The sequence below is a fragment of the Polaromonas sp. CG_9.7 genome, assembly GCF_015752205.1.
In the GTDB taxonomy this organism is placed as follows: domain Bacteria; phylum Pseudomonadota; class Gammaproteobacteria; order Burkholderiales; family Burkholderiaceae_C; genus Polaromonas.
On the sequence record NZ_JADOVG010000003.1, the window covers coordinates 139,966 to 164,113 of the forward strand.

Sequence of the window (24,148 nt, forward strand, 5' to 3'; positions counted from 1 at the left end):
TCAATATAAGCATATGAATATCCGTAGAACACTGGTTTCCACACTTCTTTTGTCACTGGCATTGAGCGCAACAGCGGCTGATCTGCTTGACACCGTCAAGCAGCGCGGCACCCTCAAAGTAGCGCTGGAAGGCACTTATCCGCCGTTCAATTACAAGGAAAACGGCCAGTTGGCGGGTTTTGAAGTCGAGCTGTCAAATGCCCTGGCGCAAAAAATGGGCGTCAAGGCTGATTTCAGCACCAGCGAATGGAGCGCCATTCTGGCCGGCTTGCAGGCGGGAAAATACGACGTGGTCATCAACCAGGTCGGCATCACCGACAAGCGCAAGGAAACCTTCGACTTCTCCACGCCTTACACCATTTCAAGCCCACAGCTCATCATTCGCCAGGACGAAAAGCGCGAATTCAAGACGCTGGCTGACCTGAAGGGCAAAAAACTTGGTTTGGGCCAGGGCACCAATTTTTCAGAAGTCGCCAAGGCCGTCGGCGGCATTGACATCAGGACCTATCCCGGTTCGCCCGAGTATTTGCAGGATCTGGCGTTGGGCAGGATTGATGCCGCGCTGAACGACAGCCTCTTGATTCCCTACATCGTCAAGAAAACCAAACTGCCGCTCAAACCCGGCGCACCCGTCGGGGAACTGGAAAAATCCGGCATTGCTTTCGTCAAGGGTAACCCGCAGTTCAAGGCCGCCATCGACAAGGCGCTGGCCGATTTACAGGCCGACGGCAGTTTCGCCAAAATGTCGAACAAATGGTTTGACCGCGACGTGAGCAAACCGCCAGTCGCCAAGTAACTTCCGTCCCGCCACGCGCCGCCACTTACGGCAGGCGCCAGACCCCCACCCGGCGCGACGCCGGGTTTTTTAATTGTGGAGAGCTTTATGGATATCACTGGTTTGACCGGCTTGCTTCAGGACGCCCTGCCGCTGATGCTCAAAGGCGCGCTGTGGACGCTGCTACTGGCCGTGGCATCGGTTTTTTTCGGCGCCATCATTGGCACGCTGGTGGCCATCACGCGACTGGCCAAGGTGCCGCTGCTGTCGCAGTTCGCCGCGCTTTATGTCAGTTGCATGCGCGGCACACCGCTGCTGGTGCAACTGTTTGTGATCTATTTTGGCCTGCCCAGCATCGGTATCCAGTTTGATCCGATCAGCGCGGGCATTTTGAGTCTCAGCCTGAATGTCGGCGCCTACCTGTCTGAAACGATTCGCGGCGCCATCAACGGCGTGACGCATGGCCAGACCAATGCGGCCCTCAGTCTGGGGCTGACGCAAACCCAGGCGATGCGTTATGTGATTGGCCCGCAAGCCCTGCGACTGGCGGTTCCCAGCCTGTCGAACAGCCTTATCAGCCTCATCAAGGACACCTCGCTGGTGTCGGTGATTGCCGTGGGCGAGTTGATGCTGGCGACCAAGGAAGTGATTGCCACCACCTTCCAGCCGTTTCCACTCTATCTGGCGGCCGCCGCCATTTACTGGGCCATGAGCGCCTTTTTTGAAACCCTGCAGAAAAAGCTTGAAACCCTCCTGAACCGGAGCTACTTGCGCTGACCTGGCATGCTCAAGCGCCGACCAGGCTGTTGTACGCCCGGCGCGTTTCGGGCGCCACCGCCGCCAGCACCTGTTCATAGGATGTTTTTTGCCGGCCCAGCATGCGGGCAGACGCCACAATTTTGGATTTGCAGAACCAGTGGCAGGTGTGTTGCAGCAAAAACAACTCGGCGCTCAGGGTATAGGCCTTGTCCCGGGGGCTTCTCTGGTCGGTATTGGTGGCCACGAGTGTGATGCCTTGCGCATGAATGGCCAATGCCTTGCGCAGGTCAAACGTGATGGCGGGAAACAGCTTGTCGGCAAACGGAATGGCCATCGGCAGCTTGCTGACGCGTGTTTGCTCTTCGTCAAGTTTGGAAAAATCGGCCACAAAACGCTTGAGCTGGTCGCACAGCGACGCTTCGGTGGCGTCTTGCAGATGCCAGATCTGTTCCCGGCGTATCAAGTCCGTCTCGCCCAATGCGCGCAAGTAACCGTCCGTCAGGCTTTCCATCTGTTTTTCAATCTGGTATTTCCCGAGATGGCTGCCCAGCAAGGCAATGCGCCCGCGCTGGTATTTCGACTTGAGCATGTGCGCGGCGATGGCGACAAACATCGTCAGCATAAAAATATCCATGGGTACGGTTTTTTCGGAAAAATTGGAAAGATTAGAAGAATGGAAAGCGTCAAAGCGAATACGGAAGTGTAGTCACCCTGTGTTTTCGGGCAGCAAAACTGGCCCGGATTGTCGCGTTGCCGTCAGGGCACTGACTTGACGCATATTTTGTGCGCCAATCCAGATGGTTTTTTTATGGATAAAAACCACCAGCCCCGCCCCAGCTGCCCCAGGTCATCAACGTGATCGGCCGCGTGGCGAAAAACGTGGTTGAAAACCGCCATTTGACCCGACAGGTCGTTGAAAGTTCGACGCACATGGCGGCTGAAGCGCGCCGTGCTTCAACACGCCATCGGCTTCACGGGGCGGGTGACGCGATAGCCGCGCCCTGCGCCGCGGCCTCCACGTACCAGCCGCCGCCCAACACCTTGTATAACGTGATGCGGTTGACCTGCTCGGACAACGCCAGGACGATCAGGGTTTGCTGCGCGCTGTAAAGCGAGCGCTGGGCGTCCAGCACCGGCAGGTAACTGTCGGCACCGAGCTTGTAGCGGGCTTGTGAAAGCGTGAAGGCGCGCTGAGTGGCGTCGCGTAACGATTGCTGGTCCGCCAGGCGTTCGCCCAGCGTGGCGCGGTCAGCCAGCGCATCGGCCACTTCGCGAAATGCGGTTTGCAGCGTTTTCTCGTATTGCGCCAGCGCCGTGTCACGCGTCACCTGAGCCACTTGCAGGTTGGCACGGTTGCGGCCGGCATCAAAAATCGGCAGCCGGATCTGCGGTACAAAGCTCCAAATGCCGCTGCCGCTGCCAAACAGGCCCGCCAGGCCCGAACTGGCCGTGCCGGCCGATGCCGTCAAGCTGATACCGGGGAAAAACGCCGCGCGTGCGGCGCCAATGCTGGCATAGGAGCCGCGCAACGTGTATTCGGCCGCTTGCACATCGGGACGGTTTTGCAGCACTGAAGACGGCAGGTTGGCAGGCACCGCCAGCAGCATAGCCGCCGGGGTGGCCTTGAGCCGGTCAACGGTCTGCGTTTCTGGCGCGACTTGCATTGCCCCGTCCGGCAGCATCCCTGGCGGCACCGGCGCGCCTGCCAGCAAGGCCAGGGCGTTGCGGTCACGTGCCACCTGACGGGTGTATGCGGCCACCTCAACGCGGGCGGAATCCACTGTGGTTTGGGCTTGCGCCAGCGTCAGGCCCGAACTGGCACCCAGCGCGTGGCTGCGCTTTGTCAGGTCAAACGAAGCCTGGCGGCTGCGCAAGGTGTCTTGCGCCAGTTGCAAAAGCCGGCCATCGGCGTCCAATGTGAGCCAGGCATTGGCGACTTCGGCCACGAGGCTCAATTGCACGCTGCGGCGGTTTTCTGCCGTCCGAAAGAATTCCTGCAAGGCAGCGTCATTGAGGTTGCGAACCCGGCCAAAAAAATCGATTTCGTAGCTGCTGAATCCAAGCTGTGCGCTGTACTGGGTGCGGATTGACGAGGCATTGCCACTGCTGCTCTGGTCCTGACCCCGGGAGCGGCTGCGGCTGCCAACGCCGCTGGCATCGACAGACGGAAACAGGTCGGCGCGCGAAATGCCGTATTGGGCACGCGCTTTTTCTATCGTCAAGGCCGCAATCCGCAGGTCACGGTTGTTCTCCAAGGCCAGCGTCACCACTTCGCGCAGCCGGGGCGCTTGCAAAAAGTCGTTCCAGCCGAGCGTGGACAAGCCCGGCAGCGCTTCGCCATCGGGCATGACCAGCGCGCTGTCGTCAAGCGTGGCCGGAACGGGTAATGCCGGGCTTTCGTAGGCGGGTGCCAGACTGGCACAACCGGCGAGTGTGGCGATGGCGGCGAGTGCGACGCCACGCCGGGCCGGAATAGCAAAGCGCATCATGCGGCAGTCTCCGGTGGAGTGGCGGCCTTTTCAGCCGAACGCCTTGAAAAGAAACCGCGAATCAGGAGAAAGAACACCGGCACAAAGAAAATCCCCAGGGCGGTAGAGAAAATGATGCCGCCGAGCACGGCCGTACCAATCGCCTGTCGACCGCCCGCCCCGGCGCCTGAGGCAATGGCCAGCGGCAACACACCGAAGCCAAAGGCCAGCGAAGTCATCAAAATCGGCCGCAGACGCATGCGAACCGATTCCAGCGTGGCGTCAAAGACGTTGCGTCCGGCCGCTTGCAGCTGGGTGGCAAATTCAACGATCAGGATTGCATTTTTCGAGGCCAGCCCCACGGTGGTCAGCAAGCCCACCTGGAAATACACGTCGTTGGACAAGCCGCGCGTGCCGGTGAACACCAAGGCACCCAGAATGCCCAGCGGTACGGCCAGAATCACCGCCAGCGGGATGCTCCAGCTTTCGTACAAAGCCGCCAGGCACAGGAACACGAACAGGATGGAAATGGCGTACAGCATCGGTGCTTGCGCGCCCGACAAGCGTTCCTGGTAAGACGCGCCTGTCCATTCGTAGCCAATGCCCGTCGGCATTTCCTTCATGATGACTTCAATCGCATCCATCGCCACCCCGGTGCTCACGCCAGGCGCGGCGCTGCCCACGAACTCGTAGCTCGGGCTGCCGTTGTAGCGTTGCAGCTGGGGTGAACCAAAGGTCCATTTCGTCTGGCTGAAGGCAGAGAACGGCACCATTTCGCCCTGCTTGTTGCGAACCGTCCAGGGCCCGATGTCCTTGGGCAGCATCCGGTAAGGCGCATCGCCTTGGATGTAAACGCGCTTGACGCGGCCATTGTTCAGGAAATCGTCGATGTAAGCACCGCCCAAGGCGCTGGACAACACGTTGTTCACGTCGGCTGCGGACAAGCCCAGCGCGGCGGCCTTGCGGTCGTCAATGATGACGCTCAACTGCGCCCTGTCATCCAGGTTGTTGCTGCGCATACTGGTTATTTCAGGACGGTCTTGCGCCAGCGCAAGCAGCTTGTCCTTGGCGTCGATCAGGGCTTGATGGCCCAGGCCATTCAAGTCCTTGAGCTGGAAGTTGAAGCCTGCATCCGAGCCCAAGCCGCGCACAGCCGGCGGCAGGCTCACAAAGATGCGCGCATCGCGGATCACTTTCAGCTCCTGCGTCGCCTTGCGCGCGATGGCGTCCGCCGACTGCTCGGGCCGGTGGCGTTCACCCCAGTCGGTCAGCCGAACAAATCCGCGGGCCGAGCTTTGGTCCCCGCCCAGACCGGTGATTGAGTAAAAACTGATGACATCGGGCTGCTGGCCAAAGTATTTCTGCACCTCGGCCATCACGACCTGCAAACGCGCATCCGAAGCGCCCGACGGCAAACTGATCTGCACCCTGACAAAACCCTGGTCTTCATTGGGCAGAAATGACGTTGGCAATCGCGCGAACATCACGGCCACAACGGCGCACAACAGCAAAAACACCACGACCATGCGCTTGCTGCGCCGCATCAGCTTGCCCACCAGCCCCTGGTAGCGGTCGGCACTGCGGTCAAAGTGGTGGTTGAATCCGCCAAAGAAACGGTCGCTGAGGCGCAGCAAGCCCTTGCGCTGCGTGCCCTCATGCGCGGTGTGGTGGCCCTTTTTAACCGGCTTGAGAAAGGTCGCGCACAGGGCCGGTGTCAGCGTCAGCGCGACAAACACCGACAACGCCATGGCCGACACGATGGTGATGGAGAACTGGCGGTAGATCACCCCGGTCGAGCCGCCAAAAAACGCCATGGGAATGAACACCGCCGACAGCGTGAGGCCGATACCCACCAGCGCCGGGGTGATTTCGCTCATCGATTTGCGCGTTGCCTCCTTCGGCGACAGGCCTTCCTGGCTCATCACGCGCTCTACGTTTTCCACCACCACGATGGCATCGTCCACCAGCAGTCCGATGGAAAGAATCATGGCAAACATGGTCAGCGCGTTGATCGAATAGCCCGCTGTCGCCATCACGCCAAAGGTGCCCAGCAGCACCACCGGAACGGTGATGGCCGGAATCAGGGTGGCACGCAAGTTCTGCAGGAAAACGAACATCACCAGCACCACCAGAATCATCGCTTCCACCAGTGTGACCAGCACGGCCTTGGTCGATGCGCGCACAAAAGGCGTGGAGTCCGAGCTGACGAAGGGCACCAGCCCATACGGGAAATAGGGCTGCAATTGTGCAATCCTGGCGTTCACCGCATCGCCGACGGCCATTGCATTGGCGCCATCGGACAGCACCAGGCCAATGCCGGCGCCCGGCTGGCCATTCAGGCGTGCGGTGGTTGACAGGTTGTCTGCGCCCAGTTCGACGCGGGCCACGTCCTTGAGCACTACCACGGCGCCGTCAGGGCTTGACTTGAGCAATACGTTGTTGAACTCTTCAACCGTTTTTAGCCGGCTGCGTGCCCAGCTGGCCCGCCGAAACCTGGGCATTCTGGGCATTGATAGCCACGCGCACGTCCGAGGGCATGAGGGCAAACTTCTCCAGCCTGGCGGGGTCAAGCCAGATGCGCATGGAGTAATTGGTGCCAAACATGCGCACGTCGCCGATCCCGTCGATGCGGCCAAGAACATCCACCAGATTGCTGGTCAGGTAGTCGCCAATGTCCACCTGGGTGATGCTGGGGTCAGCCGAGGAGAAGGAGATGACCATGAAGTATTCACTGCCGCCCTTGGTCACGCTCACGCCGCTGTTTTGCACCGCCTCCGGCAGGCGCGACAACGCCTGCTGCAGCTTGTTTTGCACCTGCACCTGGGCCACGTCGGTGTTGGTGTCCGGGTTGAAGGTCAGCGTGGTGCGCGAGCGGCCCGAGGCATCGCTGCTCGACTCCATGTAGAGCAGGTTGTCCAGCCCGGTGAGTTGCTGCTCGATGACCTGGGTGACCGAGTTTTCAACCGCTTCGGCCGAAGCGCCGTTGTAGTTTGCGTTGATGGAAACACGCGGCGGCGCAATGTCGGGGTATTGCTCGACCGGCAGTGTGCTGATCGATAGCGCGCCAGCCAGCATGATGACGATGGCCAGCACCCACGCAAAAATGGGACGGTTGATGAAAAAATGAGCCATGGTGACCAGATCCTCAGCGCGCGCCGGATGCAGCGGACGCTGCAGGCATGACCGCTTGCGCTGCTTCTGGAGAACCGGCGCCGGAAGCTTTCGTCACCACCTCGATTGCCTTGACCGTGTCGCCCGCCTTGATGCGTTGCAGGCCATCCACCACGACACGGTCGCCCGCCACCAGTCCGCTGACCAACTGCCAACGGCTGCCCACGGCCGCATCCACCTTGATGCGTCGGCGTTCTATCTTGTTGTCCTTGTCGACCAGCAGCACATTGGCATTCCCGGTGGCGTCGCGGGTCACGCCTTGCTGCGGCACCAGCAGGGCCTGCTCGTTCACGCCAGCCTCCAGCACCGCGCGCACATACATGCCCGGCATCAGCAAGCCCTGGGGATTGGGCACCACGGCGCGCAGGGTGACAGCGCCAGTGCCCGGGTTCACGTTGACGCCGGAAAACTGCAGTTTGCCAGGATGTTGGTAAACGCTGCCATCCTCGAATTTCAGGGTGATGCGTGCTGAAGCAGCATCGCTGCGCTGGAAACGTCCGCTGGCCATGTCACTTTTCAGCCGCAGCACTTCAGTGCTGGACTGCGTGACGTCGACATACAGCGGGTCAAGCTGCGACACCGTGGTCAGCGCCGCCGCCTGGTTGGCCGTCACCAGCGCGCCTGGCGTGACACTGGACGTGGTGGTGCGCCCTGAAATGGGGGCAACGATGCGCGTGTAGCTCAGGCTGATGCGCGCATTTTCCACCGCCGCCCTGGCCACGGCCACGTCGGAACGCGCCAGCACCAAAGCGGCCTGGCTGTCGTCGTCGACCTGGCGGCTGATGGCGTCGATCTTTACCAGTTCGGCATTGCGCCTGGCCGTTGCCTCGGCAGCGCCCACGGCCGCCTGGACCTTGGCCAGCGAAGCCTGCGCGCTGGCTTGCGCCGCCTGGTAGCTGGCGGCGTCGAGCTGGTACAGCACCTGGCCCGCCTTGACCAGCGCGCCTTCGGTGAACAGCCGCTTTTGCACGATGCCGCCCACCTGCGGGCGGATTTCGGCGCTTAAAAAGGCACTGGTACGGCCAGGCAATTCGGTGGTGATGGTCTGGCGTTCGGGCTGCAGCGTGACGACGCCAACCTCCACCGGGCCGGACGGTGCGGGAGCTGCCGCCTTGTCAGAACAAGCCGTCAGTGCGCCGGCCAGTGCCAGCACGGCCACAACAGGGCGCCAGCAACACGTGGTGGACTGGAGCGAGCGGGGTTTGGGAAAGCGTGAAGATTGAAGCAAGTTAGAGGTCCGGCAGTCAGCGCGGAAAAGGAAAAGGTTCCACACAAAAGAAATGAGTTTTGCCGGGAATCACCCTGCCCTCCAAGGCTGGAGGAATATTGAATGCTGCGATTCCTGGGGGTCATCGCGCCGGGTGCTATCGCCGGCTATTTTAATGATCCCATGTAATCTCCCGTGTTGGCTCACCGTTGATTTTTGAGGTTATTTCTTTTGCTTCAGCTCTTCGCGCGCATTGTCATGGCTCGAACCCGGCATTGCGGCCCAAATTGTGTTGGCTGCCCGACAAAACTGTCCGGGAACGGCTGGCATCCATGCGGCTTGCCAATGGCGACCGATTTATACCGTCTGGCGCGGGAGGCAGCGCTAAAGCTGACATGTACAACGATTTAAAGCTATCAATTAAATAGCTTCTTGCTCCCGTCCAGCATGCGCAAATGGCATTTTTTACTTGAATTTATTGCATTGCACGGCGCATCAGGCCGCAAAGCGAAATTTGAACCGGAAGGAATACAGCGAAGCCCTGGATTCAACGTTTCGGTACAACACACGGCCCGCGCCCAACGACAGTGCAAACGCCGCCAGCAAACCCGCCCCATTGGCCAGCAAATCCGCAGGCCAAAACTGGCTGACCACCGCATTGACCAGCAGGCAGACCGGAAAGTGAATCAGGAAAATTGAATACGACATTTGCCCCAGTCTGGCCAGTTGCCGCTGCGGCCAGCGTGGCGCGCCTGGCCCTGAAGCCATGCGTTGCAAGAACACCAGCCCGAACGCCACGACCAGCGCCACCAGCAGCCGTCCCCTGAAATCCAGCAGCAACGCGCTGCCGGCCAGCAAGCCGATGCCCAGCAGCCACTCCCGACGCCGACCTGAATTTGCGGCCCAGAAAGCCAGCATGCCCAAGCCATAAGCGCCAAAGAAATACACCCCGGCCGTGTCCCAGCGGCTGTGGTTGTTGAACAGGAACAACGACGCTGCGCAAACGATCACCGTCAACATCAGCCCCGGCGCAACCGGCCAGACCAGCAAGCCCGGCCAGCGCCGCTCCAGCCGTCGCGACAGGCTGAACAGCAGCACCGCCATCGCAAACAACTGGAAATCAATCGCCACATACCAGACGCCGGCGGACAAGCCTTCAAACGCCAGCAGGTCCTGCAGCAGCAGCCCATGCGCCAGCAACTGGAACAGCGTCGGCGCCGATGGCAGCGACGCATGGTCAAACCACGGGCGCACCAGCGCCGCCACGGCAACGCTCGCCGCCACCGCCACCAGATAAGGCAGCACCAGCCGCCGGTAGCGGCGCGCCATCAAGCGGCCCGGCGACGCATAGGTCGCCTGCCCTTGCGGCGCCAGCGACCTGGCCGCCAGAAAGCCGCCTATGACCAGAAACACCTGAACGGCCATGCGGCCGTAGTCATACAGCCAGTCGGTCAGCGCGGGCGCATGGGGATACAGCACATCCGACATCGGCCCGTAAAAAGCCAGGTGGTGCCAGATGATGAGCACACAGGCCAGCCCCTTGAGCGCGTCAATGCCGGGTTGACGCAGGTGAACAGGCCGGCCCATCAGGCCAGCAGACGCTGGCGCGCGGGTTCAGATGGGCGCAGGCGCCGGGCAATAAAAACAGCGTTCACGCGGGCTTGGCGGTCAACACCTGCCGCCGCAGTTCAAACTCCCGACGCAGCTCGCGGCGGATTTTGGCGTCGGCGTAACGGCGAATCTGGTCAGGCGTTTCGGGTTCGAGCGGCGCAATGGCTTTTGGCTTGCCGTATTCGCCCACGGCGACCATGGTGAAAAAGCAGCTGTTGGCATGCCGCACACTCTGGCCCCGGATGTTTTCAGTGATCACCTTCACGCCCACTTCCATCGACGTGTTGCCGGTGTAGTTGACCGACGCCAAAAATGTCACCAGCTCGCCCACATGGATCGGCTCGCGGAACATGACCTGATCGACCGACAGGGTGACAACGTACTCGCGTGCGTAGCGGCTGGCGCAGGCATACGCCACTTGGTCGAGCAATTTGAGAATGGTGCCGCCGTGGACATTGCCGGAAAAGTTGGCCATGTCGGGGGTCATCAGCACGGTCATGCTGAGTTGGTGATTGGGGAGGGACATGCAGGGCGTTGGAAAATGGAAAGCGCGATGTTACAGGTGATTACTGTGTTTGGATTCGAAAAACCGGCGAATAAGCACTACCGACTTATCCGCCCCCAAAGACAAAACCCTTCCCTATCAGCGCTCAGTCAACCCAACAACCGCGCCCGCGCCTCTTCATACTCCCGCTTCAACTGCGCCACAAAATCAGCCGTGCTTTGCACCTTGCTGACCGCGCCAATACCCTGGCCGCAGCCCCAGATGTCTTTCCAGGCTTTGCTCTTGTCGCCGCCGAAGTTCATCTTGCTGGGGTCGCTTTCGGGCAGGTTGTCGGGGTCCATGCCGGCGGCGCGGATGGACGGGGCGAGGTAGTTGCCGTGCACGCCGGTAAACAGGTTGCTGTAGACGATGTCGTCGGAATTGCTTTCGACAATCGCCTGCTTGTAGGCGTCTGACGCCCGGGCTTCTTCGGTGGCGATGAAGGCCGAGCCGATGTAGGCAAAGTCGGCCCCCATGGCTTGCGCGGCCAGCACGCCGCCGCCGGTCGAGATCGAACCCGACAGCGCCACCGGGCCGTCGAACCACTGGCGGATTTCCTGGATCAGGGCGAACGGGCTTTTCACGCCGGCATGGCCGCCTGCGCCGCAGGCCACGGCAATCAGGCCGTCGGCGCCTTTTTCAATCGCCTTGTGGGCATGCTTGTTGTTGATGATGTCGTGCAGCACCACGCCGCCCCAGCCGTGTACGGCCTGGTTCAGGTCTTCGCGCGCGCCCAGCGAGGTGATGATGATGGGCACCTTGAAGCGGGCGCACATTTCCAGGTCATGTTCCAGCCGGTCGTTGGACTTGTGCACGATCTGGTTGATTGCAAACGGCGCGGCTGGCTGGTCCGGGTTCGCCAGGTTGTAGGCGGCCAGCGTCTCGGTGATCTCGGCCAGCCAGTCTTCAAGCTGCGCGGCGGGGCGCGCATTGAGGGCGGGTACAGAGCCGACGACGCCCGCCTTGCATTGCTCGATGACGAGCGTGGGGTTGCTGATGATGAACAGGGGCGAGCCGATGATGGGCAGTGGCAAATGGTTCAGGGCGCCGGGAAGTCTGGACATGGTGTTCTCCGTTGTCATTGTTTATTTTTTGCAACCACTCAGGTCGCTCGAAGCTGTTCGCATTCACTTTTGTCATTGCGGACTGAGCCTGCCCCGGCCTCGATCCGGGGATCCGCTATCCATGCCCCCCGCTGTAGAGAAGGGATGGATCCCGGGTCGAGCCCGGGATGACAGAAGAGGCAGAGATAACATCAAAACCTGTTGTTGCGCATTAACCTGAAAAGCGGCTTGAGTGGTTGCGATTTTTAAGAAAAATAAGGCTTTTGCGCACGACTGGCTTACGCAGTCAGCTATGCATTCAGTAGCAAAAACTACCCGCGTTTAAAACGCGTCGAGGGCCAGCGCATTCACGCTGTCGGCGCCTTCGACGATGCTGTCGCGCATGCCGGGCACTTTGGTCAGCAGGTGGTCGGCGTAAAAGCGGGCGGTGGTGATCTTGGCCTGCATGAACGACGCATCGACGCCTTGAGCCAATTGCGCTTGCGCCACCAGCAGCGAGCGCGCCATTTGCCAGCCGGCGACCACATTGCCCGCCAGCATGAGGTAAGGCACGCTGCCTGCAAACACCGCATTGGGCTCGCCCCGGGTGTTGGCGGCGACAAACTCGACCACATCGACAAAGGCTTCGCGCGCGGCGCTCAAGCGTTTGGCCACAGCCAGTGCGTCGTCGCTGCCTTGTTCCCGCAATTCGGCTTCAGTGGCTTCGATCTGGGCGGCAATGCCTTTGGCGGTCTGGCCGCCGTCGCGGACGGTTTTACGGCCCACCAGGTCATTGGCCTGGATGGCGGTCGTGCCTTCGTAGATTGTCAAAATCCGGGCGTCGCGGTAATACTGCGCAGCACCGGTTTCCTCGATAAAGCCCATGCCGCCATGCACCTGAATGCCCAGCGAGGTGACTTCCTGGCTCATCTCGGTGCTGTAGCCCTTGACCAGCGGCACCATGAATTCATAGAAGGCCAGGTTCTGCTTGCGCACATCGGCATCCGGGTGTTGGTGCGCGGCGTCGTAGGCAGCGGCGGCGACGGTGGCCATGGCGCGACAGCCTTCGGTGTAGGCGCGCATGGTCATCAGCATGCGCTTGACGTCGGGGTGGTAGATGATGGCGGCGCTGGCCTTGATGGAGCCATCGACCGGGCGGCTTTGCACGCGGTCCTTGGCGAAGGCCACGGCTTTTTGATATGCCCGTTCCGCAATGGCAATGCCCTGCACGCCGACGGCGTAACGCGCGGCGTTCATCATGATGAACATGTATTCAAGGCCGCGATTTTCTTCGCCGACGATGAAGCCGGCCGCGCCGCCGTGGTCGCCAAACTGCAGCACGGCCGTGGGCGACGCCTTGATGCCCAGCTTGTGCTCGATGCTGACGCAATGCACGTCGTTGCGTGCGCCCACCGAACCGTCGGCATTGACCATGAATTTCGGCACGACAAATAAACTGATGCCCTTGACGCCTTCCGGTGCGCCACTGGCACGGGCCAGCACCAGATGGACGATGTTGTCGGCCATGTCGTGTTCGCCGTAGGTGATGTAGATCTTGGTGCCAAACACCTTGTAGCTGCCGTCAGCCTGCGGCTCGGCGCGGGTGCGCACGGCGGCCAAGTCAGAGCCGGCCTGCGGCTCGGTCAGGTTCATGGTGCCGGTCCACTCGCCGCTGACCAGCTTTTCAAGGTAAACCGCTTTCAGCTCGCTCGATCCGGCCGTCAGCAGCGCCTCGATGGCGCCGTCGGTCAGCATCGGACACAGCGCAAAGCTCATGTTGGCCGAGTTGACCATTTCGCCGCACACCGCGCCGATGGTTTTGGGCAGGCCCTGGCCGCCAAAATCGGCCGGGTGCTGCAGGCCCTGCCAGCCGCCTTCGGCGTATTGCTTGAAGGCGTTCTTGAAGCCGGGCGTGGTGGTGACGACGCCGTCTTTCCAGCTCGAAGGATTTTTATCGCCCTCCCAGTTCAGCGGCGACAGCACGCCTTCGCTGAATTTGGCGCATTCTTCGAGCACGGCCTGCGCGGTGTCGAACCCGGCGTCTTCGAACCCCGGAATCTGCGCGATTTGTTCAATGTTGGCCAGATGCTGGATGCCAAACAGCATGTCTTTAAGCGGCGCTTTGTAGCTCATTTCTTTTCTCCAAAAAACCAACAGTTGCCCGGCAACCCAGGCAGTTCAGATAAAAAAAAGGCGTCCACAAAGACGCCTGTTTGACAGGTTCCGGCTTACAGCGCGGCAGTCAGTTCCGGTACGGCATTGAACAGGTCGGCTTCCAGGCCGTAGTCGGCCACGCCGAAAATCGGTGCTTCGGCGTCCTTGTTGATGGCGACGATGACCTTCGAGTCCTTCATGCCGGCCAGGTGCTGGATGGCGCCTGAAATGCCAATGGCGACGTACAGCTGTGGCGCAACGATCTTGCCGGTCTGGCCGACCTGCCAGTCGTTCGGTGCGTAACCGGCATCGACGGCTGCGCGCGAAGCACCCAGTGCAGCGCCAAGCTTGTCGGCCAGCGGCTCCAGCACTTCATGGAATTTCTCGTTCGAGCCAAGTGCCCGGCCACCGGAGACGATGATCTTGGCGGCGGTCAGTTCGGGGCGGTCGCTCTTGGCGATTTCAGCACCCAAAAAGCTCGACTTGCCGCTGTCGGTCACGCCGTCCAGCGTTTCGACACTGGCCGAGCCGCCGGTAGAAGCTGCTGCATCAAAGCCGGTGGTTCGCACCGTGATGACTTTGGTGGCGTCCAGGCTTTGCACGATGGCAATGGCGTTGCCGGCGTAGATCGGGCGCTCGAAGGTGTCAGCAGCATCAACCTTGGTGATGTCGGAAATCTGGCCGACATCGAGCAGCGCCGCCACGCGCGGGGCAATGTTCTTGCCCGACGCCGTCGCCGGAAACAGGATGTGCGAATAGGCTTCGGCCATGCCGACCACCTGCGCCGCCATGTTTTCAGCCAGGCCGTGGGCGAAGTGTTCGCCTTCGACATGGATGACTTTGGAAACGCCGGCTATTTTGGAGGCAGCCTCGGCGGCGGCCTGAGCGCCTTTACCGGCTACCAGCACATGCACGTCGCCGCCACACTGGCTGGCTGCGGTCACGGTGTTGAGGGTGGCAGGCCGGATGCTGGCGTTGTCGTGTTCTGCAATGACTAAAGAGGTCATGGGGTTTTACTTCCGTTTGGTCAGTGAAATTGTTAAATGACTTTGGCTTCGTTCTTGAGCTTGTCCACCAAGGCGGCCACGTCGGCCACCTTGATGCCGGCGCTGCGCTTGGGCGGCTCGCTGACCTTCAGGGTCTTGATTCGCGGCGCCACATCGACGCCCAGGTCTGCGGGCTTGACGTTTTCAAGCGTCTTTTTCTTGGCCTTCATGATGTTGGGCAGCGTGACGTAACGCGGCTCATTGAGGCGCAGGTCGGTGGTGATAATCGCCGGCAGCGTGAGCGACAGCGTTTCCAGGCCGCCATCGACTTCGCGCGTGACGTTGGCTTTGCCGTCAGCGACTTCGACCTTGGAGGCAAAGGTGGCCTGGCCCCAGCCGAGCAGCGCGGCCAGCATCTGGCCGGTCTGGTTGCAGTCGTCGTCGATGGCCTGCTTGCCGAGGATGACGAGCTGGGGTTGCTCTTTGTCTACCAATGCCTTGAGCAGCTTGGCCACGGCCAGCGGCTGCAACTCTTCTGCGGTTTCGACCAGAATGGCGCGGTCGGCGCCGATGGCCATGGCGGTGCGCAGGGTTTCCTGGCACTGCAGCACGCCGCAGGAGACGGCGATGACCTCGGTGGCCACGCCCTTTTCCTTCAGGCGCACGGCTTCTTCGATGGCGATTTCGTCAAACGGGTTCATGCTCATCTTGACGTTGGCGATGTCAACGCCCGAGCCGTCGCTCTTGACGCGGACCTTGACGTTGTAATCGACGACGCGTTTGACGGGGACCAGAATTTTCATGACGGTGGCTCCAAAAAATGTTGATTGACGTTGACGTAAACGTAACTTATATATTCTATAACCGGGCATCCAGTGTGCCATGCGGTCATCCTGCGAAATAAATGCATATCTTGCCGCAGAAGTAAAAAAGAACGACCGTTCTATTTAATTATAGGGGTCATCCTGCTTCAAATTAAAGCACTTGTTTTGTTAGCCGTCATTCAGGCACCGGCAGGGCTTTGCCGGCATCCGGTAACGATGTCGCCTGGCCTGTGCCGGCGGCCAGGTTTGCCGGGGTGTGAATCACCCGCTGCGGATAGGGAATCTCGATATGGTGGGCGCGCAAGGATTTCAAGATGGCCAGATTGACCTTAGAGCGCACGTTCTGCATGCCGTTTTCAGGATCGCAAATCCAGTAGTTCAGCGTGAATTCGAGGCCGTCGGCGCCAAAATTGGTCAGGTTGACCCCCGCCGCCGGCTCTGGCAGCACGCGCTCCTGCCCCAGCGCCGCTTCGGTCAGCAGGCGCATCACCAGTTCTTCGTCGCTGCCATAGCCGACCGATACCACGGTGGACTGCAGCACCCGGGTATCGCTCAGCGACAGGTTTTCGATGCGGTTGATGATGAACATCTCGTTCGGCACGATGGATTCGCGCCCGGACGGCGCGCGCACCACGGTGTACCTAGCATTGATGTCGGTGATGCGACCTTCAAAGTTGTCAACGCGTATGTTGTCGCCGATGCGCACGCTGCGTTCTGCCAGCATGACAAAGCCGCTCACATAGTTCGAAGCGAGCTTTTGCAATCCAAAACCCACGCCAACGCCAATGGCGCCGCCCAGCACCGACAGCGCCGTCAGGTCAATGCCGACGGACGACAGCGCCAGCAGCAAGCCGACGAACATCAGCGTCGCGCGCGTGGCATTGCTCACCGCCTTGCGCAGCGACAGCTCGCCGCCAGTGGCCGAGCGCAGCAGCCGGCTTTCAATCGCCGACGAGATCCAGAGGGTGATCAGCAGCACGACGCCGGCCGTTAGCGCCCCCTGAAGCAAGGCGCGCACCGACAGCAGCGAGCCGCCAACCTTCCATTTGATGCCGTCCAGTTCGTCCAGAATGATCGGCAGCAGGCCGCTGACCCAAAGCACCATCAGCGCCCAGGCCAGCCAGGAAAAGGTACGCTCCAGCGCCCGAACCACCGGCGCGTTCTTGAAAGCGACCTGCAGCACCTTGACGCTCAGGCGTATGGCGGCCAACGCCAGCAGCACCGGAATCGCCAGTCTGAACAGTGCCAGCGGAAACAGCTGCGCCAGCAGGGTTTGCGCCACATACGCCAGGGCCAGGAGCAACAGCGGAAACAGCACGCCATCGACAATGCGCCGGCCAAACAGGATGGACGCGTCGTTTTGCGCATGCTGCGTCCGGTTCAGCAAGCGCACCGCCAGCCAGGCAAGCAGCGCGCAGGCCACCAGCGATGCCAGTTCAATCAATGCGTTGGGCTGGGTCATGGCGCGCAGCCAGGCGTCCAGGCTGTCAATCGGCGCAGGCGCAGATACGTAAGAAGCAGGAGATGAAGTCGAAGGAAGCGAAGAAGCCACCTGGGACAGACTCACAGCGCTGGCGTCGGCACTGGCCACTGCGGTTTTCGTTTCTCGATAAAGGCCAGCACGCCCTCTTGCGCAACGGGGTGCATCATGTTGCAGGCCATGCTTTGCCCGGCCAGTTGGTAGGCCGCTTCAATGCCGGTTTCACGCTGCTGGTAAAACAGCGCCTTGCCCATGGCGACGGCTTCACGCGGTTTGGCAAGAATAGCCTGAACCATGTTTTCCACCGCGTCGTCAAGTGTTTCCAGCGGCACGACGCGGTTGACCAGCCCCCGCGCACAGGCCTCGTCGGCGCTGATGAAGCCGCCAGTCAGCAGCATTTCCATGGCCTGCTTGGCCGGGATGTTTCGCACCAGCGGCACGCTGGGTGTGGCGCAGAACAGCCCGACGTCAATGCCGTTGACGCCAAAGCTGGCACCGCTGGCCGCCACGGCCAGGTCGCTTTGTGCCACCAGCTGGCAACCGGCGGCCGTCGCCAGGCCGTGCACCCGGGCAATCACCGGCACCGGCAACTTCTGGATCGACAGCATCATGCGGCTGCACTGGGCAAACAGCTTCTGGTAATAGGCCATTTCCGGCTGGGCACGCATTTCCTTGAGGTTGTGTCCAGCGCAAAAGGCCTTGCCGAGGGCTGACAGCACCACGATGCGGGCCGATTCGTCGAGCGCAATGGCGTCAAGCGCCGACTGCAATGCGGCCAGCATGTCCTCGCCCAGCACGTTGAAAGCGGCCGGCCGGTTCAAGACCAGGTGGTGAACGCCGCGCGCGTCGCGGGTATGCAGCAGCGGCGAAGAAACGTCGGCCGTGGAAATAACACGCATGAAAAACTCCTATAAATCAGCCAGCACGCGAAGATGTGCCTCGACGCTGCGGCCCAGCGCACCCTGGCTGTAGCCGCCCTCCAGCGACGACACAATGCGGCCTTTGGCATGGCGGTCGGCAACCTGCTTGATACGTGCGGTGATCCAGGCGAAATCCTGTTCGTTCAGGTTCATCTGGCCGAGTTCGTCGTCGCGGTGGGCATCAAAACCGGCGCTGATGAAGATCATTTGCGGCTTGAAGTCTTCCAGCCGGGGAATCCACATCATGTCGATCATTTCGCGAATGTCCATGCCCCGGGTATTCGCCGGCACCGGCAGGTTGAGCATGTTGGGTGCATCGCTGTCAGCACCGCTGAACGGAAACAGCGGATGCTGGAAAAAGCTCACCATCAGGATGCGCGGGTCGCCCTGAATGATGTCGGCGGTGCCGTTGCCGTGGTGCACGTCGAAATCGACAATCGCCACGCGCTTGAGGCCGTGGCGCTCCAGCGCGTACTTGGCGGCAATGGCGATATTGTTGAAAAAGCAGAATCCCATGGCCTTGCTGCGCTCGGCATGGTGGCCGGGCGGCCGCACGGCGCAAAAGGCGTTGGTTATTTCGCCCGCCACGACGCTGTCGGTGGCTGCAATGGCCGCACCTGCTGCGCGCAGCGCAGCCGTCCAGGTGTGGACGTTCATCATGGTGTCGGGGTCGATCTGCACATGGCTCGGGCCGCCAGCCACGATGTCGTCGGCCAGCTGCTGACCCAAGCCGCGAATCGCCGCCACCAGCATGCGGTCATGCGCCAGCTCGATGTCGCCGATGGCCGCGAGCGGCACGTCGCGGCGTTCCAGCGAATCGGCCAGGCCGGACGCCTGAAGCTGGCGCTCGATCGCCTCAAGCCGTTCGGGGCATTCGGGATGGCCCGGCCCCATTTCATGCTTCAAGAAATCCGGGTGGGTGAAATAGCCGGTTTTGTTCATGACGAGTAAATCATGTTAAAAATTACGTTATCGTTCAAAGCATGCATGTGAAAGAAAAACTCAAGGCGTTGCTGAATCAGCTTAACACGGTGATTGTGGGCAAAACCGCCCAGGTCAGCGACTGCGTGGCCTGCTTGCTGGCGGGCGGCCACCTGCTGATTGAAGACGTTCCGGGCGTCGGCAAAACCACCCTGGCCCATGCGCTGTCGCGCTCATTCGGGCTGCAGTTTTCACGCGTGCAGTTCACCGCCGACCTGATGCCCAGCGATCTTTCAGGCGTGTCGATCTACGAGAGGCAAAAGGAAAGCTTCGTGTTCCACCCCGGGCCGATGTTTGCGCAGGTTTTGCTGGCCGACGAAATCAACCGCGCCAGCCCCAAGACGCAGAGCGCCCTGCTGGAGGCCATGGAAGAAAAGCAGGTGACGATCGAAGGCCAGACGCGCCCGCTGCCATTGCCGTTTTTTGTCATTGCCACGCAAAACCCGCATGACCAGCTCGGCACCTACGCCCTGCCCGAGTCGCAGCTTGACCGTTTTCACATGCGGATTTCTCTGGGTTACCCTGACCGCGCCGCCGAACGCGAACTGCTCAAGGGCGCAGACCGGCGCGAGATGCTAGATACCCTGCCGGCCATGCTGGCGCCGCACGAGTTGCTGGAATTGCAGCAACTGGTCCAGCAGGTGCATGCCGCCGAGCCGCTGCTCAATTACCTTCAGGACCTGATTGCCGCGACCCGTTCGGGCCACTGGTTTTTGCAGGGGCTGAGCCCGCGCGCCGGCATTGCCATCATGCGGGCGGCCAAGGCGCAGGCCTTTTTGAGCGGCCGGGATTACGTCGCGCCGGACGACATTGCCGCCATCCTGCCGCAAACCGCCGCGCACCGATTGGTGCCGGTGAGCAGTGCCGGGCGGGGCGCGGTCGAACAGGTGCGCGCCATGCTCGACGCCGTGCCGCTGCCTTGACGCGGAGGCTGGATCTTTTCATGGCCGCGTTCGCCGCTCTTCCCAAGCCGCTGTCGTTTGTCAGGACACGCCTTCGACATTGGTTTGAATCCCGCCTGCCGCTGGCCGACAGCGTGACGCTGACGCAGCGAACCGTCTATATTTTGCCGACGCGCGCCGGCATGCTGCTGTTTTTGACACTGGCGGTGCTGCTGGTCGCCTCGATCAACTACCAGCTCAACCTGGGCTACTTGCTGACTTTTCTGCTGGCCGGCACGGCGCTGGTCGGCATGCATGTGTGCCACGGTACGCTGCGTGGCCTTGCCATGAATTTGATAGCGCCTAACGCACACTACGCGGGCGCCAGCACCGCTTTTGACATCAAACTCACGAATACGCGGCGATCCGTTCGCCACGGCATCGGCCTGAGCTTGCTGGACCCGCAGGCGGTTGACGGCCAGCCAGGCGCCGGGCGGCACTGGGCCTGGACCGACGTGCCGGCGCAGGGCAGCAGCCTGGTGCAGGTGGCCTTCACGCCACAGCGGCGCGGCCTGCACCGCCTGCCGACGCTGACGGCCGAAACGCGTTTTCCGCTGGGCACCTTCCGGGTCTGGACGGTCTGGCGACCCGCCGCGCAGGTCATGGTCTACCCCGCGCCCGAGGCCAGCCCGCCGCCCTTGCCGCCCGGTGAGCCGCGCGCCCAGGGCGCAGGCGATGCAGCGCGCGCGCAAAGCAGCGGCGAATTCGACGGCGTGCGTGGTTACAGGCGTGGCGATCCGCTGAAAAACGTGCTCTGGAAAAAAGCCGCCAAGGCCGGCGACCAGGCCAGTGAAAACGTTGGGATGGTGGTACGCGACACCCAGCAGGCGCAGCGCCATGAACTGTGGCTCGACATCCGCCAGGCCGGACCGCCCGACCTGGAACGCCAGTTGTCGCGGCTCTGCGCCTGGGTGCTGCAGGCCGACCGGCTGGGCATGCAGTATGGCCTGCGCTTGACCGCTGGCGACATCCGGCCAGCCAGCGGCGAAGCGCACAAGCGGCATTGCCTGGAAGCGCTGGCCACATGCTGATGCCCGGGCTGGCCACACTGCGAAGCCTGCCGCGCGACGGACGGGACACGCTGTTCCTGCTGGCCGTGATTGCCTGGGTACTGTTGCCGCAGGCCGGCCGCCTGCCGCTGTGGTGCAGCCTGGGCAGTGGCGCGGTGCTGCTGTGGCGCGGCTGGCTGGCGCTGGATGCCCGCGCCCTGCCCGCCAAGCGCTGGCTGCTGCTGCTGCTGGCGCTGACGCTGGGCGCGACTTATGTCAGCCATGGCACGCTGCTGGGCCGCGACGCCGGCGTGACATTGCTGGTGGTGCTGATCACGCTCAAGACCCTGGAGCTGCGCGCCCGGCGCGACGCCTTCGTGGTCTTTTTCCTCGGCTTTTTCTGCATGCTGAGCAACTTCTTTTATTCGCAGTCGCTGCTGACCGCCGTCAGCATGGTGATTGGCCTGCTCGGCCTGCTGACGGCGCTGGTGAATGCCCACATGCCGGTCGGCAAGCCGCCGCTGGTGCAGGCCGCCAGGACAGCTGGCACCATGGCGCTGCTGGGCGCGCCCATCATGGTGGTGTTGTTTGTGCTGTTTCCGCGCATGGCGCCGCTGTGGGGCATGCCCAGCGATACCATGACCGGGCGCAGCGGCCTGAGCGCCAGCATGGAAGTCGGCAGCATCGCCACGCTGGCGCTGGACGACAGCGTGGCGATGCGCATCAAGTTCGAGGGCGAGACGCCGCCGCAGCGTGATTTGTACCTTCGGGGCCCGGTGCTGTCCAGCTTTGACGGCCGGCAGTGGCTGCCCTTGCGCGCCAGCCTGCCGGAGCGCTACGCCCTGCCCGCCGATCTGGCGGTGTCCGGCCAGCCCGTGCCCTATGAAGTCACGCTGCAGCCGACCAACCGGCCCTGGCTGTTCCTGCTCGAAGCGGCGGCGCAAAGCCCGGTGCTGCCCGGCTACCGCACGGTGATGCAGGACGACCTGCAGTGGCTGACAAACCGGCCCATCACCGACCTGGTTCGTTACAAGGCCGTCAGTTACCCGAACTTCAGCCATGGGCCGGCGCAGCAGGTGCTGGGGCTGCAGGAGTTTTTAGACCTGCCGCCGGGCTTCAACCCGCGCACGCTGGCGCTGGCGGCTGAACTGCGGCGCGACCCGCGCTATGCCCAGGCCGACGCCGCTGCACTGGTGCAGGTGGCGATGGACCGGCTGCGCACGGGCGGCTACAGCTACACGCTGGACCCTGGTATTTATGGCCGGGACACCGCCGACGAGTTCTGGTTTGACCGCAAGGAAGGCTTTTGCGAGCACATTGCGTCGAGTTTTGTGATTTTGATGCGCGCGCTCGACATACCGGCGCGCCTCGTCACCGGCTACCAGGGCGGCGAGATGAACGCCGTGGACGGTTTTTGGGTAGTGCGGCAAAGCGACGCCCATGCCTGGGCCGAAGTCTGGCAGGCCGGACGCGGCTGGACGCGCGTCGATCCGACCTCGGCCGTGGCGCCCGGACGCACCGGCACCTTCCAGCGACTGACCCCGCCCCGCAGCGCGGTTGCGCAGGCAATCGGCAATTTCAGCCCCAACCTGTCGGCCCGCGTGCGCGCCACCTGGGAAGCGGTCAACAACGGCTGGTCCCAGTGGGTGCTCAACTACACCCAGGGCCGGCAGCTGAACTTGCTCAAAGACATCGGCTTTGAAACCCCCGGCTGGGAAGACCTGGCCACGCTGCTGATCGGCGCCGTGGTGCTGGCCAGCCTGGCCGGCGTCGGCTGGACGTGGTGGGAACGCAGCCAGCACGACCCGTGGCTCCGGCTGCTGGAGCAGGCGCGCAAGCGGCTGGCCCGCGCCGGCATCGACAGCACGCCGGCCACGTCGCCGCGCCAGTTAGCCCGGCAGGTGCTGCAAAAATACGGCCCCTCGGGGCAAGCGCTGCATGACTGGCTGATGCAGCTGGAAATGCAGCGCTATGCCGCCAGCAGCCCTTTGCCCGGTGCCACCACGAAGCCGATTGCAACAACGCCAGCCCCGGTCCAGACGCTGCACCGCCAGCTGGGCCAGCTCCGCCAGCAATACAGCCGTCTGCGCTGGCCTGCCTAAAATCCGCCTTCAGCCTATTCACTTTCCCGCATGTCCATTCAAACCCGTTCTCCCCAATTCAGGCTTGCTATTTTTTTCATAGCTGCAAGCGCATGCCTGACAAGCGCTGAAGCTGCAAAATCCTCTAAAAACAAACCTCCCGCCAGAGCCGCGCAGGCGCAGGGCGCGCTGTACGCCACCCGCGAGGACGCGATGCTGTTTGCCGACGACCTGGCGAGCCGCCGCAACCTCGACCCCGCGTGGGTGCGGCAAGCCATCGGCCAGTCGCGCTTCAACCCGACCGTGTCGCGGCTGATGCAGCCGCCGACGAAAACCTTCGTGAAAAACTGGCGCGCCTACCGCAGCCGCTTCATCGACCCGGTCCGGATTCGCGCCGGGGTCGATTTCTGGCAGGCCAACCGCCGCACCCTGGCGCGCGCCGAAGCCGAGTACGGCGTTCCGGCCGAGATCATCGTCGGCATCATCGGCGTGGAAACCATTTACGGCCGCAACACCGGCAGCTTCCGGGTGATGGATTCGCTGGCCACGCTGGCCTTCGATTACCCGTCCAGCCATGCGCGCGCGAAGGAGCGCAGCGACTATTTCAAGGGCGAGATCGAGCAATTCCTGACCATGGAGAGCCGCCGCGATGCCGACCCCTTCCAACCCCTGGGCAGCTATGCCGGCGCCATGGGCATGCCCCAGTTCATGCCGTCCAGCCAGGCCAAGTACGCCGTGGACTTCGACGGCGACGGCAGCATCGACCTGTGGAACAGCCCGGCCGACGTGATCGGCTCGGTCGCCAGTTACTTCAAGGCCTACGGCTGGCAGCCCGGCATGCCGACGCACTACCCGGTGAATTTTGACGCATCCCGCCTTGACATGGACGCGCTGATGGCGCCAGACATCCTGCCGACCTTCGGCGTGGCCAGCTTCACGGCCAAGGGCGCGGTGCTCGAAGGCCCGGCGCTGCAGCACCCAGGCCCGCTGGCGCTGGTCGAGTTGCTCAACGGCCCCGACGCCCCGAGCTATGTGGCGGGCACCGAGAACTTCTACGTCATCACACGCTACAACTGGAGCAGTTATTACGCGATGTCGGTGATCGAACTGGGGCGCGAAGTGGCGCAGGCGATGGACAGGGGCACCGGTCGCTAAGCTTTTAGGCGGGCCGGTAATTGCGACTTTTTGCTCACATTGTGCGCATGGTGATGCTT

General features: G+C 62.2%; 18 protein-coding genes and 1 pseudogene. 6 read left to right on the top strand and 13 right to left on the bottom strand.

Annotation, left to right across the window (positions count from 1 at the left end; all coding sequences use genetic code 11):
* Positions 1-13 precede the first annotated feature (13 nt).
* Positions 14-796, top strand: coding sequence for a transporter substrate-binding domain-containing protein (locus tag IWX87_RS04525; protein WP_196862326.1), 783 nt, complete (start codon positions 14-16; stop codon positions 794-796).
* Positions 797-883: 87 nt separating this feature from the next.
* Entirely contained in the window at positions 884-1,552 is a 669-nt protein-coding gene (locus tag IWX87_RS04530; RefSeq protein ID WP_196862327.1) for an amino acid ABC transporter permease, read from the top strand.
* Positions 1,553-1,562: 10 nt separating this feature from the next.
* Here IWX87_RS04530 and IWX87_RS04535 read toward each other — a convergent pair whose 3' ends face one another.
* The 13 genes and pseudogenes from IWX87_RS04535 to IWX87_RS04595 all read right to left on the bottom strand — a co-directional run bounded on the left by IWX87_RS04535 (position 1,563) and on the right by IWX87_RS04595 (position 18,884).
* Positions 1,563-2,168: a hypothetical protein gene (locus tag IWX87_RS04535; protein WP_196862328.1), complete on the bottom strand. Its 606-nt coding sequence runs from the start codon at positions 2,166-2,168 to the stop codon at positions 1,563-1,565.
* Between the two features lie 337 nt (positions 2,169-2,505).
* A complete protein-coding gene (locus tag IWX87_RS04540; protein WP_196862329.1) occupies positions 2,506-4,023 on the bottom strand; it encodes an efflux transporter outer membrane subunit in 1,518 nt (505 codons plus the stop codon).
* Positions 4,020-7,134: pseudogene (locus IWX87_RS04545) on the bottom strand (efflux RND transporter permease subunit). The gene IWX87_RS04540 and the pseudogene IWX87_RS04545 overlap by 4 nt, the downstream one beginning before the upstream one ends.
* A gap of 13 nt (positions 7,135-7,147) precedes the next feature.
* Positions 7,148-8,332, bottom strand: coding sequence for an efflux RND transporter periplasmic adaptor subunit (locus tag IWX87_RS04550; RefSeq protein WP_370583771.1), 1,185 nt, complete (start codon positions 8,330-8,332; stop codon positions 7,148-7,150).
* 543 nt (positions 8,333-8,875) lie between these two features.
* On the bottom strand, positions 8,876-9,967 hold the full coding sequence (locus tag IWX87_RS04555; RefSeq protein ID WP_196862330.1) for an acyltransferase: 1,092 nt from the start codon (positions 9,965-9,967) through the stop codon (positions 8,876-8,878).
* 64 nt (positions 9,968-10,031) lie between these two features.
* Positions 10,032-10,517 (bottom strand): acyl-CoA thioesterase, encoded by a 486-nt coding sequence (locus IWX87_RS04560; RefSeq protein WP_196862331.1) that lies wholly within the window; start codon positions 10,515-10,517, stop codon positions 10,032-10,034.
* A gap of 128 nt (positions 10,518-10,645) precedes the next feature.
* Positions 10,646-11,599: a nitronate monooxygenase family protein gene (locus IWX87_RS04565; protein ID WP_196862332.1), complete on the bottom strand. Its 954-nt coding sequence runs from the start codon at positions 11,597-11,599 to the stop codon at positions 10,646-10,648.
* Between the two features lie 321 nt (positions 11,600-11,920).
* The gene (locus IWX87_RS04570; RefSeq protein WP_196862333.1) at positions 11,921-13,711 is read right to left on the bottom strand and encodes an acyl-CoA dehydrogenase; all 1,791 of its coding nucleotides are present in this window, start codon (positions 13,709-13,711) and stop codon (positions 11,921-11,923) included.
* 95 nt (positions 13,712-13,806) lie between these two features.
* Positions 13,807-14,739, bottom strand: a complete 933-nt coding sequence (locus IWX87_RS04575; RefSeq protein ID WP_196862334.1) for an electron transfer flavoprotein subunit alpha/FixB family protein — start codon at positions 14,737-14,739, stop codon at positions 13,807-13,809.
* A 32-nt stretch (positions 14,740-14,771) separates the two neighbouring features.
* Positions 14,772-15,521 (bottom strand): electron transfer flavoprotein subunit beta/FixA family protein, encoded by a 750-nt coding sequence (locus IWX87_RS04580; RefSeq protein ID WP_196862335.1) that lies wholly within the window; start codon positions 15,519-15,521, stop codon positions 14,772-14,774.
* 196 nt (positions 15,522-15,717) lie between these two features.
* A complete protein-coding gene (locus IWX87_RS04585) occupies positions 15,718-17,004 on the bottom strand; it encodes a mechanosensitive ion channel family protein (protein WP_196862456.1) in 1,287 nt (428 codons plus the stop codon).
* A 101-nt stretch (positions 17,005-17,105) separates the two neighbouring features.
* Positions 17,106-17,921 carry an enoyl-CoA hydratase gene (locus tag IWX87_RS04590; protein ID WP_196862336.1) on the bottom strand — a complete coding sequence of 272 codons (816 nt, stop codon included), beginning with the start codon at positions 17,919-17,921 and terminating at the stop codon, positions 17,106-17,108.
* Between the two features lie 9 nt (positions 17,922-17,930).
* Positions 17,931-18,884: a histone deacetylase family protein gene (locus IWX87_RS04595; protein WP_196862337.1), complete on the bottom strand. Its 954-nt coding sequence runs from the start codon at positions 18,882-18,884 to the stop codon at positions 17,931-17,933.
* Positions 18,885-18,925: 41 nt separating this feature from the next.
* Here IWX87_RS04595 and IWX87_RS04600 point away from each other — a divergent pair, with 41 nt between their 5' ends.
* From IWX87_RS04600 to mltB, 4 genes are read left to right on the top strand one after another with little or no spacing between them, the layout of a single operon-like run.
* On the top strand, positions 18,926-19,846 hold the full coding sequence (locus IWX87_RS04600; protein ID WP_196862338.1) for a MoxR family ATPase: 921 nt from the start codon (positions 18,926-18,928) through the stop codon (positions 19,844-19,846).
* A gap of 20 nt (positions 19,847-19,866) precedes the next feature.
* Positions 19,867-20,895 (top strand): DUF58 domain-containing protein, encoded by a 1,029-nt coding sequence (locus tag IWX87_RS04605; protein WP_196862339.1) that lies wholly within the window; start codon positions 19,867-19,869, stop codon positions 20,893-20,895.
* Positions 20,889-22,955: a DUF3488 and transglutaminase-like domain-containing protein gene (locus IWX87_RS04610; RefSeq protein WP_231374584.1), complete on the top strand. Its 2,067-nt coding sequence runs from the start codon at positions 20,889-20,891 to the stop codon at positions 22,953-22,955. The genes IWX87_RS04605 and IWX87_RS04610 overlap by 7 nt, the downstream gene beginning before the upstream one ends.
* Positions 22,956-22,985: 30 nt before the next feature.
* Complete coding sequence (gene mltB, locus IWX87_RS04615; protein WP_196862340.1) at positions 22,986-24,089, top strand: lytic murein transglycosylase B; 1,104 nt, start codon at positions 22,986-22,988, stop codon at positions 24,087-24,089.
* Positions 24,090-24,148: the final 59 nt, after the last annotated feature.

Bases quoted from the DNA above. Each gene is read 5' to 3' on its own strand.
- IWX87_RS04595 (WP_196862337.1), bottom strand. From the start codon at position 18,884: ATGAACAAAACCGGCTATTTCACCCACCCGGATTTCTTGAAGCATGAA.
- IWX87_RS04540 (WP_196862329.1), bottom strand. From the start codon at position 4,023: ATGATGCGCTTTGCTATTCCGGCCCGGCGTGGCGTCGCACTCGCCGCC.
- IWX87_RS04565 (WP_196862332.1), bottom strand. From the start codon at position 11,599: ATGTCCAGACTTCCCGGCGCCCTGAACCATTTGCCACTGCCCATCATC.
- IWX87_RS04600 (WP_196862338.1), top strand. From the start codon at position 18,926: ATGCATGTGAAAGAAAAACTCAAGGCGTTGCTGAATCAGCTTAACACG.
- IWX87_RS04570 (WP_196862333.1), bottom strand. From the start codon at position 13,711: ATGAGCTACAAAGCGCCGCTTAAAGACATGCTGTTTGGCATCCAGCAT.
- mltB (WP_196862340.1), top strand. From the start codon at position 22,986: ATGTCCATTCAAACCCGTTCTCCCCAATTCAGGCTTGCTATTTTTTTC.
- IWX87_RS04575 (WP_196862334.1), bottom strand. From the start codon at position 14,739: ATGACCTCTTTAGTCATTGCAGAACACGACAACGCCAGCATCCGGCCT.
- IWX87_RS04580 (WP_196862335.1), bottom strand. From the start codon at position 15,521: ATGAAAATTCTGGTCCCCGTCAAACGCGTCGTCGATTACAACGTCAAG.
- IWX87_RS04560 (WP_196862331.1), bottom strand. From the start codon at position 10,517: ATGTCCCTCCCCAATCACCAACTCAGCATGACCGTGCTGATGACCCCC.
- IWX87_RS04590 (WP_196862336.1), bottom strand. From the start codon at position 17,921: ATGCGTGTTATTTCCACGGCCGACGTTTCTTCGCCGCTGCTGCATACC.
- IWX87_RS04535 (WP_196862328.1), bottom strand. From the start codon at position 2,168: ATGGATATTTTTATGCTGACGATGTTTGTCGCCATCGCCGCGCACATG.
- IWX87_RS04585 (WP_196862456.1), bottom strand. From the start codon at position 17,004: ATGACCCAGCCCAACGCATTGATTGAACTGGCATCGCTGGTGGCCTGC.
- IWX87_RS04555 (WP_196862330.1), bottom strand. From the start codon at position 9,967: ATGGGCCGGCCTGTTCACCTGCGTCAACCCGGCATTGACGCGCTCAAG.
- IWX87_RS04525 (WP_196862326.1), top strand. From the start codon at position 14: ATGAATATCCGTAGAACACTGGTTTCCACACTTCTTTTGTCACTGGCA.
- IWX87_RS04530 (WP_196862327.1), top strand. From the start codon at position 884: ATGGATATCACTGGTTTGACCGGCTTGCTTCAGGACGCCCTGCCGCTG.
- IWX87_RS04605 (WP_196862339.1), top strand. From the start codon at position 19,867: ATGGCCGCGTTCGCCGCTCTTCCCAAGCCGCTGTCGTTTGTCAGGACA.
- IWX87_RS04610 (WP_231374584.1), top strand. From the start codon at position 20,889: ATGCTGATGCCCGGGCTGGCCACACTGCGAAGCCTGCCGCGCGACGGA.